Source organism: Bacteroidota bacterium (assembly GCA_041658205.1).
Taxonomy (GTDB): domain Bacteria; phylum Bacteroidota; class Ignavibacteria; order UBA10030; family UBA8401; genus UBA8401.
In genome coordinates this window covers 2640361-2653133 of record JBBAAO010000001.1, presented here as the reverse complement: position 1 = coordinate 2653133, position 12773 = coordinate 2640361, and the positions used below count along the sequence as shown (strand labels likewise).

Here is a 12773-nt window from a genome sequence, read left to right as displayed (position 1 = left end):
GAGAAATCACTACGGTGAATAAATATATTTTACACCGTAGTGATTTCGTTGAAATATTTACTTTAATTTTGCGAGAGCCTCTTTCATTCTCGATGCTGCTTTTTCAAGATCCTGCATTGAGCATGCATATGAGAGTCTGATATTATTATTCGCTCCGAAACCACTGCCCGGAACTGTTACTACCTGAGCTTCTTTAATTAAGAACTGAGCCATGTCGTCGCTGTTCTTCACCTTTGTGCCATTGTAACTCTTTCCATAGAAAGAGCTTACGTTCGGGAAGAGATAGAATGCTCCGCCCGGCATTGTTGACGTAATACCCGGAATTGCTGTAAGTGCGGAATGAATGTAATCCCGTCGTCGTTTGAATTCCGTCGTCATTTTTTTGACTTCATCATCATTTCCTGCAAAAGCGGCGTAAGCAGCCTTTTGAGCGATTGAATTAGGTCCCGATGTTACCTGGCTCTGTACTTTTTCTGCAGCATCAACAACTGATTTTGTTGCCGCTAAAAAACCAATGCGCCATCCGGTCATAGAATATGCTTTGGATACTCCGTTCACCGTTATCACAAGTTCTTTTATCGCCGGTATTGAGCCGAGACTGAAATGCGTAGCGCCGTCATAAATTACTTTTTCGTAGATCTCATCGGCAATAACGAAGATGCCTGACTGTTCAATCACTTTTGCAATCGCCTTCAGCTCTTCCGGCGTATAAACAGAGCCGGTCGGATTAGAAGGAGAGCAGAGGATCAACGCTTTTGTTTTTTTGGTAATTGCCTTTTTTAGTTGTGAGGCGGAAATTTTGAAATCGGTTTTTTCCGTAGTTTTTAGAATCACCGGTACACCATCCACCAGTTTTACCATTTCCGGATAGCTGACCCAATATGGTGCCGGGATGATCACCTCATCACCTTTATTGCAGATTGCCTGCAATGCGTTGTAGATAGAGTGTTTTGCCCCGTTTGAAACTAGGATCTGCGATACATCAACGTGAACATTATTGTCACGTTTTAATTTTTCCACGATTGCCGAACGGAGTTCCGGGATTCCTGCGTTGATAGTATATTTTGTGAAATTATCTTCAATTGCTTTAATTGCTGCGTCTTTAATATGGCGAGGTGTTGGAAAATCCGGCTCACCGGCGGTCAAGGAAACAACGTCAATCCCCTCTGATTTTAATTTCTTTGCAAGTGCAGTTAGTGCTAAAGTTTGTGACGCCTCTGCTTGGGCGACTTTCTTCGATAACGACTTCACAGTACAACAATTCCTTTCTAATGATCGACAGGTGAATATTCGGTCCCGCCGAGATAAATTATAGCGATAGTTTTTTCTTTAACGCGCGGTGAACGATGGGATGAACGAAGTCCTTGAAATTACCATCCAACCGGGCGATTTCGCGCACAATACTGGAATTCAAATACGTATATTTCTCGTGCGGCATCAGAAAAACAGTAGCAATTTCATTGGATTGTTTTCTATTCATCAGAGCCATCTGAAACTCGTACTCAAAATCCGAAATAGCACGCAGGCCGCGGATAATTGCGGCAGCGTTTTTCTTTTTGGCAAATGAAACAAGCAATCCGTTAAAACGTTCCACGCTGACATTTTTATAGCGCTTTTGTTTTATGATTGATTGGATCAAATCCACGCGTTCTTCGTCCGTAAACATCGGTGTTTTCGACGAGTTCACGGCAACAGTCACAATGACTTTGTCAAATAATTGAGCTGCGCGTTCAATAATGTCCAGATGTCCGTTTGTGATCGGATCAAATGTACCGGGATAAATTGCAATTTTCATACAACACTCTTTTTATGCTGAAAAAATGAAACGGTCGTGTTGCCATACACTTTTTCGACAACAATCTCCCACAGGGAATTCTGTGCAAATTCGTATCGCGTTGGATGTTCAATGATCAAATATCCATCGTCGGCGATCAGATTTTTTTCAAAGATAGTATTTGGAATGTTTTTTAATGCTTCCAAGGCGTACGGAGGATCCGCAAACACTACAGTAAATTTTGTTCGGGTCGATTCCACGAACATATCAACATCACCATAGACGACATTTGATTCACCGTCTGCCCCGATCACCGCAATGTTGGACTTTAAAAATTGAAGGGCATTCCTGCTCTTTTCCACAAAAATGCAGCTTTTTGCACCCCGGCTTAATGCTTCAATACCGACACTTCCACTTCCGGCATATAGGTCCAACACTCTCGCTGAGGTCCAATTCACTCGAGATTGCAGCACATTAAAAATAGCCCCCTTCACCTTATCGGTAGCAGGGCGCACAGAATTATCCGGCACAGTTTCAAGTTTGCGCCCTTTGTATTTTCCTGCAATCACCCTCATTCTTCTTCGCGCACCGCCAAACCAACAGCGGCTGTATATTCCTGCCGCCGCATTTTTATCTCTTCAACGCCTTTAATCGTTGTTGGGAGAGCAACTTTTCGAAATGGATCTGCCAATTCTACATCGATGGGGGAAATTTCTTTTACTTGATCAACCAGTTTTTGGTTTACCATTCGACCGTGCAGGTAAATTATTTCTGCCCCTTTATCTTTGGCATATTTTCCGATGACGGAAAGATCTCGTTTACTCCACCGTATCGTTCTGATATCGGAATTTTTTCCGTTTACCAGCAATCCTGCATCGAGTGTTTCTTCGTCAATTCCTATCACCGCAGTTCGTTTTGATACTAAATGAGGATAATTGTAGAGAAGCGCACCATCGGCGCAAAATTGATCGATATCCAGAATATGCATGGAACCATGCAGTTCTTGACAAACATTGTTGAGAAAGTTTACAAATGTTTTTTTCACTGAAATAATCATGGCATCAGAACCGGCGACACCATCGTCACCCACAAGCGCATATGGTTGAACAACATATCGTTCCGGTGTAGCATCCGGGAAATAGTTCTGTAATTCCCACTGTAAGTGAATATTAAACTCTTCATCTGTGAGCGATGCTTCCACCGGGATTTGCTGAAGCATTGCCATCCGCGTGTTGAGACCGAACGAAAAAAAGTGGGCGCCGGCGGCCACTCGTTTCATAAATGATTGGATCTCCTTGACGAAGATCTTTTCGCGGTTTACCGATCCGGTTTCGGTATATATTTCAGGACTGTCGAAATCGATTTCGGAATCAAACGATCCCGCAGCAGTCAATGTTTTACCTTTTGGACTGTGAGCAATTTCGACAGCAGTGATGTGTCTGCTTTCAATGATGAATGCTAGATATCGTTCAGTGCCTTTCATTTGACCTCGATGTGCGGTTTAAGTTTTTCAAATTTCTTTTCACCGATGCCTTTGATGTTTTTGAGCTCGTCAGTTCTTTTAAATGTTCCTTTTTCTTCTCGATACAGCATGATGCGTTCAGCTGTTGATTCTCCAACACCGGGAAGCGTCATTAATTCAGTTTTTGTGGCCGTATTGAGATTAATTTTTTGTGCGCTCTTGATCTGTCCCGTCGCACTATCATTCAATAACATCGTTGATTTTGCATTGAACACAGAATCACCAACTGAATAATCGTATTGTATCGGTTCCTGTGGGACAATGTATGCTTTATACGCTTTAACAGCAACGCCCGCAAGGAAGACGAGAGAGAGGAACAGAAATACCATCTGTTCATTCTTCGTGAACGCAAAATATTCCTTCAGGCGTTTCATGCTATCCATTCAGCGTCTGCTACGTAAATACGTTCTTCATTTTTTCGAACAGGCTCTTACTTTTACTTTTTTCCTCTTCGGATGGATTGATATGCTCGCTATCCGAAAGTTCTTTCAACAATTCTTTTTCTCGCGAATTGACTTTGTGAGGAACCCAGATTTGCACTTGGATCAATTGGTCGCCTCGTCCATAAGCATTCAAATGAGGAATGCCGCGTTCTTTCATCCGCATCATTTTCCCGGGCATTGTTCCCGCATCGATTTTGATCTTTGCTTTACCGGTCAGCGTCGGAACTTCAATATCCGCGCCGAGAACAGCATCGGGATAACTTACTAACGCGGTATAAATAATATCGTCGCCATTGCGGATGAATGAATCATGCTTTTCTTCTGTGAATTCCACAATCACATCGCCGGCATGTCCGCCCCGTCGTCCTGCATTTCCCTGACCCTGCAAGGTCATATAATTACCTTCGGTAACACCGGCGGGGACATTGATCTTGATTGTTGATTCGCCTTGTTCTCGTCCTTCACCGTCGCATGTATGGCATTTTTCTTTTATAATTTGACCGGTGCCTCCGCAAAATGCACAGGCAGAGATATTGACGAATTGGCCGAACATTGATCGTGATACTTGGCGAAGTTCACCAGTACCTTGGCATTGCGGACAACTGGATTTTGAAGATCCCGGTTTTGCACCGTTTCCACTGCACGTTGCGCACGATTTCCATTTTTTTATTTTTAGTTTTTTTTCAACTCCGGCGGATATTTCTTCCAGAGTTAATTTTAAACGAATGCGAAGATCGGAGCCTTGTTCACCGGTAGAGCGCGGACCTCGACGACGTTGTTGTCCGCCAAACATCTCTTCAAAGATAGAACCGCCGGAACCACCGAAAATATCTCCAAAATGGGAGAAGATATCGTTGATATCCTGGTATTGATGGAAGTCGGAACCGCCGCGCATTCCTTGATGGCCAAATTGGTCATAGCGCTGACGTTTTTGCTGATCAGAAAGAACTTCATATGCTTCAGTCGCTTCTTTGAATTTCTCTTCTGCTTCTTTGTTATTCGGATTTCTATCCGGGTGAAATTGAAGGGCCAGTTTGCGATATGATTTTTTAATCTCGTCTTCGGAAGCGTTGCGCTGTACGCCAAGCACTTCATAATAATCTCGTTTGCCTGCCATACTTAGTTCTTCACTTCCTCTTCTATTGGTGACGTTGCAACAATAACCTTTGCGTGACGAATGACCTTGTCATTCAAAAAATATCCTTTTTCAATCTCTTCCACAATCACGTGTGGTTTCACATCCGCGCGCGGAATTTGCATCATCACATCGTGGTGTTCAACATTAAATTCTTTTCCAATCGTCTCAATTGCTTTCACCCCCTGGGATTCCAGCACCTTATTGAACTTGTTGAGGATTAATTCGATACCTTTGTAGAACGGATCGTTTTCAGATTTCTCTTTGCTACTTTTCAAGGAGCGGGAGAGATCATCGATGATCGGCAGCAATTCAAGAATAATATTTTCGCTTGCATATTTTGCGAAATTGATAGAATTCTGTTCCGTTCGGCGTTTATAATTCTCGAATTCGGCGGCTTTGCGAAGAAGCTGATCCTTCAACGATACGATTTGTACTTCAAGTTCGGTATTTTTTTCGACAGCAATTTCTATTTCGCTCTTCGGAGACGCTTGTTGTTGAGCTTCCTGTGATTGTGTGTTCTGTTCTTCGTTCTTCAATTCTTCAGTGTTTTGATTATCCATACATCCTTAGTGTTATTGTGGTTTTTTGTTAAAAAGATCTGAAATTGTTGTTGCGACAAAATCGACCAACGGAATCATTTTTGAATATTCCATGCGTTTCGGTCCTAACACGCCGATCGTTCCGGAAACGTCACCGACCGAGTATGTTTTTGTGACAACGCTGAAATCTTTCATATGCTCTATTTTTGTCTCTTCACCAATTGTTACATTTGCTCCGCCATTTTTTGCATCACCGGTTTCCAATATGTGAATAATAATATCCTCGTTATCCATTAATTCTATTACACTTTTGAAATTTTTTGTATTCTCAAACTCAGGCTGTGATAACATATTCGTCGTACCGCCAATATGAATCTTTTCTTTTCGATTCTCATCGAACAATTTATCAACAGATTCAATGAATAACCGGATCAAGCCTGATTCTTCATTCTGAAAATCACGAATCCGTTCTGTGAATGTATCCCTGATCTCTTTAAATGTCAGTCCGCATAGTCGGTCATTCAGTAACCGTGCAACTTGGTCCAGTTTTGCACGCGCAATTTCAGAATGGATCTCCATCATAATCGTTTTCACAAGTCCCGAACGAATAGAAATGATCACGAGCAGTCGTGTGCTGGAAACTTGAAGCAGTTCTAATTTCTCAAAAATACCGGATGTCATTTGCGGTGCTGTTACTACGCTTAATTGATGCGAGATAGTTCCGAGAATTTTAGAAGCAATCTTGAGGACGTCATCTGTTTCAATGTTTCCCTGCAGTTGAGTTTGGATTGAAGATTGATCTTTTTCGCTGAGCTGATCTATTTCCATCAATTCGTTCACATAAAAACGATATCCTTTATCTGTGGGAATTCTTCCTGCCGATGTATGAGGATGACCGAGATATCCGAGATATTCCAAATCGGACATGACGTTCCGTATGGTCGCCGGACTTAATCCAATATCGCGCCGTTTAGCAATAAAGCGCGATCCTACCGGAATAGCGGTTTGAATATAACTGTGGACGATATTATGTAATATCGTTTTTTCCCTGTCGTTCAATGAATTCATTATGCGCTCAACATCTTCCTTTTTGGAAGACAAAAATGGCCTGTTTTTTAAAAAATACGAATACTTTGAGCGGATGTCAAGAAACGCTTACGGAAGGATTATAGGAATTGAATGAAAATTTCGATTATACGGCAATTTTTTGCTGTTCTTCCATCAACTTCAGATTTTTCTCTAATTCTTGGCGGATATCAATGATGCTTTGATCGGTAACGTAGTTGGTATATACGACGTTAGAAAGTTCGACTAGAGAGCGAACAACGGATTCGATGACTGAAGCTTGTCCTTTTAAATCGCTAATAAGTTGGACGAATTGATTTGCTGTTTCCGCATCAAGGGTTTTCTTGACCATCCGTTCGTACGAGGAAGAACGGAGCATAATAATGGCAAGTGCATTATTCACATGGTGTGCAATTGTACGGACAGTGGTTTGGAACATTTGTACTGCAGCCTGATGTTTTTCTTCTTCCATTCTTTCAATTTCGCGTTGTTTTACTTCCTGACGGAAGAGATATCGTTCATAAATTCCGTTGATCAGAATAGGCAGATGGGAAAGTTCGAGACGTTCTTTTCGTGCATAATCATAGGCGCCTAATTTCATTGCATTGACTGCAATCTCTTCTGTGCCTGCTGCGGTGAGCATTATAACCGGAGTGTCAATTGCTGTCTCGTTCATCCATTGAAGCACTTGGAGTCCCGTCATGGTTCCGATATGATAATCCAACAACAGGATATCGAAACGTTCTCCCTTCATTAACGAAATTCCCTCTTCCCCAGAGCTGGCAGTTTTCACAACGTAATGTGGATCAGATTCAAGATCCATGCTTAACAGGCTGGAAAAAGCAGTTTCATCGTCGATAATTAGTACCGTAAGTGGTGTTTTCATATTCCCCTTAAATATTAAATAAATTAAGGGCAATAGGGGAATTAGTCAAGGAGAATTTAGATTTGTCAATAGAGATGGGTTACATTGTAAATAGTAAAAATCCCGTCGGATAATATTCTGACGGGATTTTTATATGCTGCCCCACAAGGATTCGAACCTCGATAAGCAGAGTCAGAGTCTGCTGTCTTAGCCGTTAGACGATGGGGCAATTATATAACAAAATAAAAAAATGTCGGTTGAAAATCTACTTTTTTAATGAAGCCAGTAGTTTTTCAACTCGGTCTTTTGTTTTGTCGCTCACGCGAGCTGTGATGATGATATTATTTTCATCATATGTTTGTTCAATGATCTCGGTAAGATCATGAAGGAGTGAGATGGTTTTATAATCGGAGTTGGTGACGGTAAATGTCATTTCTGTGAATGACGAATGAATGATGGAAATGAGCATTTGTTTTAAGCCAAGAATATTGATGCCTCGGTGCGCAGAGATGAAAACGGAGGGTTCATATTTAGCTTGCAGCATTTTGATGATGGTTCTATCCTCAACAGCATCCACTTTATTAAATACATAAATCACCGTTTTGTTTGCCGCACCAAGATCGGCGACAGTGTTCTTCACTACTTCAATCTGTTCTTCCATCTGTGGATGAGAAAGGTCTATCACATGCAGCAGGATATCAGCTTCAACCACCTCTTCCAACGTACTCTTAAATGACGCGACAAGATGATGCGGAAGTTTACGGATGAATCCGACTGTGTCCGTAACCATAGCGCTTGTTGCGGAATCTAATGCCACAAGCCGGGTTGTCGGATCGAGCGTGGCAAACAAGCGATTTTCCACGAACACTTTTGAATCGGAGAGTGTGTTCAGCAATGTGGATTTCCCCACGTTCGTATATCCCACAAGTGAGATATTGTAAAATTCTTTTCTCCCTTTGCGCTGCGTGGTACGCTGTGTTGCGATCTTCTCGAGTTTTTCCTTCAGATATGAAATTTTTTCACGAATCAAACGGCGGTCAGTTTCGATCTGTGTCTCGCCGGGACCTTTTGTGCCGATTCCTCCGAATTGTTTGGATAAATGCGTCCACATACGGGTCAAGCGGGGAAGAAGGTAGTTCAATTGAGCAAGTTCTACCTGAGTTTTTGCCTCATTGGTCTTTGCCCGTGAAGCAAAAATATCCAGGATCAATCCGCTGCGATCGAGAATTTTCCGTTCGATAGATTCCTCCAAGTTGCGTACCTGTGCAGGGGAGAGATCATCGTCAAAAATAACAAGAGAGATATCATCATCTTTGCACATTTGTGCAAGCTGTTCCACTTTTCCTTTGCCAATGTAGTATGCCGAATCAAATCGATCCTTTACTTGCAGAATTTTATGAAGAACGTCTGCACCGGCAGTGTCTGCCAGAAGGACGAGTTCTTCCAGATATTCTTCTTCCTGCAATTTTGTTGTATTTTTTGCGGCAACACCGACAACCATTGCACGTTCACGTTTTTCTTTTACGAGGTCAATCATAATTTTTTTATCCCGCAAACATCATGCGGGTAAATATTTCTGTTTTGATCAATATGACATTACTGTTGTTTTGGTTCTCTTGCAACAAACATCTCAATCAATGCAATAAGGGCTGCAGCCATTAAAAGATATCGCCACAACTCAATTCCAAATCTGCTCTGGGTAATTGTATTTGCAACATCGGTGTCCGGCAGCAGTTTTGTCACTGAAGACTCTTCAATGCCAAACCGAGTGAAGATATTATTTATTTGTTCATCGTCAGTCAGTATTCCATTTGATTCTTCGCGAGGAACGTTCACCGGCAGTGCAAGAAGTGTATCATTCTGAGCTACCGCCGAATACATTCCTGCGCTCTGAGGATCATTAAAGGTAAACATTGTTTCCGATATTCCTTCGGAATTTGTTTTATTATATGTTTGTAATGGTATTTTCCGATTTTCGGTGTCGAACAATTGAAGGGAGGTGGGAGAAACCATCTTTCCCTTTTTCAATTGGGACGAATTGAATTCTACTTTTTCTCCAACACGATAATGCATCTCTCCGGCAGTATTGAGTGGGGATGACAGATATAAAACGGATTGATATAATAAGGGAACAAAAATTCCTTTTATAGGGAAATCAGACCAAGTCATGACTGCCGGAACGGAAAATCCAAGAAGTTTCCCTTTCCCAACCTCCTTGAGCCAAAGAAAGTTTTTTCCGTTTGACAGTGAAATGACAGATCGAACATTGGTTTCTGGTGTTACATTTACAGTTGTTAAAATGTGCGGGGATTCTATCCCCTCAGCATTTTTTTTGATGCCTTGTTCAAACATCCCTTGAAAAATAGGAAATTGCAGGTCGACCTTTTCAAATGTGGTGTTGGTTTTTGTCACGCTCATATCGGCAAGACCGACCGGTTTTAAGTAGTCATACGAGAATGAAGAGGTATCTGCGGAAGGAAAAAACAAAACGTTTCCTCCGTTCATTAAAAAACGATTCAGAATATCAGTCTGTGAAGAGGGGAGCGTTTTCACACCCGTGATAACGAGAACATCCGATTTGGCTAGAGAGGATGAATTCATTTGCGATGGAGCAAAGGTTGAGATTGATACGGGAGAGGATCTGTTTGACATTGCTGCTACATTTAAAGCAGTAAAAATATAGTGCGAATACCCCTCTTCTGTTGAAATGATCGAAACATTGATCTGACCGGGAATGTTGACTGAAAAATAGTAACGGTTATCCGACTCAAAAGGATCATCTTCCAACTCTACATATCCGGAAACGGTGCCGGAATGGGATGGAATGAGATTAAACTCAAGAGTTGAACTCATGCCGCTTCCAAGGGAGACACTTTTTTGCATTACCCGAGCGCCATCGAACACAACGCTGACGAGGTGATTGTTCAGAGGAACGGTTCCGTAATTTTTTACCACAACATTCAGTGTAAACGGTTTATTTGCTTGTAAGAGGGCGGGAGGAATTACCGTTCGCTCAATTGCAGCATTCTCTGTTTGTCGCTGCGAAAGGAATGAATAAAATATTTTTACCTGAGGATCGAACAAATTTTCAGTGACAGAATTGTTTTCTGTGAGAGAAGAAAGAGATGATGCCTGTCCGTCTGAAATAATATATACTTCCTTGTTAAAATTCTTTGACTGCTGAAGCAAGTGTGATGAGAGGCGAATACCATCTTTGATCGTACGATGAGAGTACTGTACCTCTGTCTCTCGGATCAATGATTCTAACGTGCGAAGATCGTGTGTTGCAGTTTCTGTTGTGGCATTTGGCAGATCGGAAAGACGAAGGAAGAAGACATCGTCATTTTCCTGCAATAGAGAAATGATCTGCAATGCCTGTGTTTGTGCTTGAGCAAGAAATTTTCCTCGTTCATTATTCAAAGACATACTGGCGGAATTGTCCAGAAGAATAACGATTGTTGATGCCGCGCGTGATCCTGCTGAGCCGAAATTTCCTTTTAAAGCAGGTCGAGAGAAGGCGAGGACGATCAACAAAATCAACATTGTGCGCAAGGCCAGCAAAATCCATTGACGGATCTTGATCTTTCGGATTTTATTTTTGTTCAACTCTTTCAAGAACGAAAGCGTGCTAAACTCGATAGTGCGGAGCTTACGGATGTTGAAGAGATGGATCAGAATTGGGATTGTCGCTGCTGCAAGTCCGAACAGAACAAAAGGATTAAGAAAGGTCATTGAATATCGTTACGTACAAAATCCCATAATTGGGTTGGACACTTGTCACACACCTAATATACTTCAATGGGATTTTGAATACAACCTACATGCGGTGCTCTAAAAAAGACTTCCATTTTGCAAAATCAAACATCGAACCACGATTGCCGAAGTTTTTTTGCAGTATTGAACACGTAGCAATTGCAGCCGGTAGGTTTTGTGAATTTTGCAGGATACTCCACAATTCATTTTCATGATCGCGGGTAAGAGTCTGTTCCCACAACAGTGTCATAATTTGATGAATTTGTGGTAAGGAAGCTCCCGGAGAGTTGAGAACATAAATCAATTCTACCGCAGATAATGAATCTGTTACAGTATTATTTCCACCTTTCACAACCGACAGGCTTCCTAAGGTGAGATTCTGCCGTTTGGGCTCACTAAGTAATGAATAATAGTTTTTGAGCTCTTTCAACTTACTCGATGCAAAATTTCCTTTTGCGCCTCCTCGATTTACAGCTTTTACTAATTCTTCAAATGCACTTCGTGATCCGTTTCTCGCTAGTCCCTCTAAGGCAAAAACATCAATGTAACCTCTGCTTAACGAAAGTTCAGATGTTACTTGATTGAGGTTTTTTTCAACTGCCTGTCTGATAGGATTGAACAATGTAGCCGTGTTTGTTTTATTTTTTTGCTCAAAAATGGCAAATTCGCTTGTGACGGCTGATTTTACACTGGATTCAGTAGTGCTAAAAATAAAGAAAATATTTACTACTAATAATATTATAACGAGGGACAAAAACCCAAGAATAAGCCTATTTGCGTATTTTCGGTCATTTCTTTCTCGAAATATTGCATCTCTCAGTTCAGAATTACCAGTCAACACCTGTCTGTCAAATTCCTCTCTTAAAGAAACCCCAAATTCAGAGAATTTTTGATCTAATATGGCCTTGAAAAGCAATTCTCCATTAAAAGATTTTGCCGGGAGATTAGTGACTTTTTCCTCGTCTTTGGTGTCGGTTACCGATTTACGTCTTTTTTTTAACATAGATTTTTTCGACAAAAATGAACTCTTTTACTCTTCAATGCACTTAATATATGTTAGAATAAAAACTATATCAAACCAAATCTCGCTAATTATAAAAATCTAATACATTTGGAATGTAACCTATCTAAAAAGATATTATTCATTAGCGCATCAATAAAAATTTCTTGTTATTAGAAAATTTTAATTAAGGATATTTTAATAAATGATGTGTGTAACCCATGTGAATAATTATAAATATTTAAATTATTAGAGTTTTTTAGTACTTGTTAGAATATGCTAACAACCCTTTATTTTACAACAACTTATGCCGACTTTTTATCGTGGGAAAAACCTAATACGATAATTTCATTCTTTGCACATTATATGCAGGAACTCTATGAATCATGAAAATAAAATTTATGCGATACATCAAATCGCAACATTATTGGGAATTAGTGTTTCATCGATTGATCGATGGGTCGATGCGGGAAAATTAAAATGTCTGGTCACTAAAGATGGGACCAAACACTTCACTATCGATCAGTTACTTGAATTCGCCACGACGTACAACATTTCCATGCAATTTCTTGTTGAAACAACTCATCACAGCAAACCAAAATCCGAACAAATTTTCGAACAAATTTCAGCAGCTCAATAAACACGTAGACAATGTTTATCAATTATCACAAAAA

At 40.8% G+C, this 12773-nt stretch carries 13 protein-coding genes and 1 tRNA gene; 1 reads left to right on the top strand and 13 read right to left on the bottom strand.

The genetic code is table 11. The features are described from left to right. Positions 1–57 precede the first annotated feature (57 nt). The 13 genes from WDA22_10925 to WDA22_10865 all read right to left on the bottom strand — a co-directional run bounded on the left by WDA22_10925 (position 58) and on the right by WDA22_10865 (position 12102). Positions 58–1251 carry a pyridoxal phosphate-dependent aminotransferase gene (locus tag WDA22_10925; protein MFA5833975.1) on the bottom strand — a complete coding sequence of 398 codons (1194 nt, stop codon included), beginning with the start codon at positions 1249–1251 and terminating at the stop codon, positions 58–60. A 58-nt stretch (positions 1252–1309) separates the two neighbouring features. Continuing rightward, the gene (gene coaD / locus WDA22_10920; protein MFA5833974.1) at positions 1310–1795 is read right to left on the bottom strand and encodes a pantetheine-phosphate adenylyltransferase; all 486 of its coding nucleotides are present in this window, start codon (positions 1793–1795) and stop codon (positions 1310–1312) included. Beyond that, positions 1792–2349 (bottom strand): 16S rRNA (guanine(966)-N(2))-methyltransferase RsmD, encoded by a 558-nt coding sequence (rsmD, locus tag WDA22_10915; protein ID MFA5833973.1) that lies wholly within the window; start codon positions 2347–2349, stop codon positions 1792–1794. The genes coaD and rsmD overlap by 4 nt, the downstream gene beginning before the upstream one ends. Continuing rightward, positions 2346–3257 (bottom strand): hypothetical protein, encoded by a 912-nt coding sequence (locus WDA22_10910; GenBank protein MFA5833972.1) that lies wholly within the window; start codon positions 3255–3257, stop codon positions 2346–2348. Before WDA22_10910 ends, rsmD begins: the two co-directional genes overlap by 4 nt. Further along, positions 3254–3670, bottom strand: coding sequence for a helix-hairpin-helix domain-containing protein (locus tag WDA22_10905; GenBank protein ID MFA5833971.1), 417 nt, complete (start codon positions 3668–3670; stop codon positions 3254–3256). The genes WDA22_10910 and WDA22_10905 overlap by 4 nt, the downstream gene beginning before the upstream one ends. Before the next feature lie 19 nt (positions 3671–3689). Then, positions 3690–4856, bottom strand: a complete 1167-nt coding sequence (dnaJ, locus tag WDA22_10900; GenBank protein ID MFA5833970.1) for a molecular chaperone DnaJ — start codon at positions 4854–4856, stop codon at positions 3690–3692. 2 nt (positions 4857–4858) lie between these two features. Next, positions 4859–5437 (bottom strand): nucleotide exchange factor GrpE, encoded by a 579-nt coding sequence (locus tag WDA22_10895; protein ID MFA5833969.1) that lies wholly within the window; start codon positions 5435–5437, stop codon positions 4859–4861. Between the two features lie 12 nt (positions 5438–5449). Continuing rightward, complete coding sequence (gene hrcA, locus WDA22_10890; protein ID MFA5833968.1) at positions 5450–6484, bottom strand: heat-inducible transcriptional repressor HrcA; 1035 nt, start codon at positions 6482–6484, stop codon at positions 5450–5452. A 124-nt stretch (positions 6485–6608) separates the two neighbouring features. After that, positions 6609–7367 carry a response regulator gene (locus WDA22_10885; protein ID MFA5833967.1) on the bottom strand — a complete coding sequence of 253 codons (759 nt, stop codon included), beginning with the start codon at positions 7365–7367 and terminating at the stop codon, positions 6609–6611. Positions 7368–7503: 136 nt separating this feature from the next. Then, positions 7504–7575, bottom strand: a tRNA-Gln gene (locus tag WDA22_10880). 36 nt (positions 7576–7611) lie between these two features. Then, positions 7612–8883 carry a GTPase HflX gene (gene hflX, locus WDA22_10875; GenBank protein MFA5833966.1) on the bottom strand — a complete coding sequence of 424 codons (1272 nt, stop codon included), beginning with the start codon at positions 8881–8883 and terminating at the stop codon, positions 7612–7614. 59 nt (positions 8884–8942) lie between these two features. Then, positions 8943–11078, bottom strand: coding sequence for a BatA domain-containing protein (locus tag WDA22_10870; GenBank protein MFA5833965.1), 2136 nt, complete (start codon positions 11076–11078; stop codon positions 8943–8945). An 85-nt stretch (positions 11079–11163) separates the two neighbouring features. Then, the gene (locus WDA22_10865; protein ID MFA5833964.1) at positions 11164–12102 is read right to left on the bottom strand and encodes a hypothetical protein; all 939 of its coding nucleotides are present in this window, start codon (positions 12100–12102) and stop codon (positions 11164–11166) included. A gap of 376 nt (positions 12103–12478) precedes the next feature. Between WDA22_10865 and WDA22_10860 the strand changes: the two genes are divergently transcribed. Next, entirely contained in the window at positions 12479–12739 is a 261-nt protein-coding gene (locus WDA22_10860; GenBank protein MFA5833963.1) for a DUF3853 family protein, read from the top strand. Positions 12740–12773: the final 34 nt, after the last annotated feature.

Excerpts from the sequence above, each read along its gene's own strand:
- coaD (MFA5833974.1), bottom strand. The coding sequence starts at position 1,795 with ATGAAAATTGCAATTTATCCCGGTACATTTGATCCGATCACAAACGGA.
- rsmD (MFA5833973.1), bottom strand. The coding sequence starts at position 2,349 with ATGAGGGTGATTGCAGGAAAATACAAAGGGCGCAAACTTGAAACTGTG.
- WDA22_10910 (MFA5833972.1), bottom strand. The coding sequence starts at position 3,257 with ATGAAAGGCACTGAACGATATCTAGCATTCATCATTGAAAGCAGACAC.
- WDA22_10905 (MFA5833971.1), bottom strand. The coding sequence starts at position 3,670 with ATGAAACGCCTGAAGGAATATTTTGCGTTCACGAAGAATGAACAGATG.
- dnaJ (MFA5833970.1), bottom strand. The coding sequence starts at position 4,856 with ATGGCAGGCAAACGAGATTATTATGAAGTGCTTGGCGTACAGCGCAAC.
- WDA22_10895 (MFA5833969.1), bottom strand. The coding sequence starts at position 5,437 with ATGGATAATCAAAACACTGAAGAATTGAAGAACGAAGAACAGAACACA.
- hrcA (MFA5833968.1), bottom strand. The coding sequence starts at position 6,484 with ATGAATTCATTGAACGACAGGGAAAAAACGATATTACATAATATCGTC.
- WDA22_10885 (MFA5833967.1), bottom strand. The coding sequence starts at position 7,367 with ATGAAAACACCACTTACGGTACTAATTATCGACGATGAAACTGCTTTT.
- hflX (MFA5833966.1), bottom strand. The coding sequence starts at position 8,883 with ATGATTGACCTCGTAAAAGAAAAACGTGAACGTGCAATGGTTGTCGGT.
- WDA22_10870 (MFA5833965.1), bottom strand. The coding sequence starts at position 11,078 with ATGACCTTTCTTAATCCTTTTGTTCTGTTCGGACTTGCAGCAGCGACA.
- WDA22_10865 (MFA5833964.1), bottom strand. The coding sequence starts at position 12,102 with ATGTTAAAAAAAAGACGTAAATCGGTAACCGACACCAAAGACGAGGAA.
- WDA22_10860 (MFA5833963.1), top strand. The coding sequence starts at position 12,479 with ATGAATCATGAAAATAAAATTTATGCGATACATCAAATCGCAACATTA.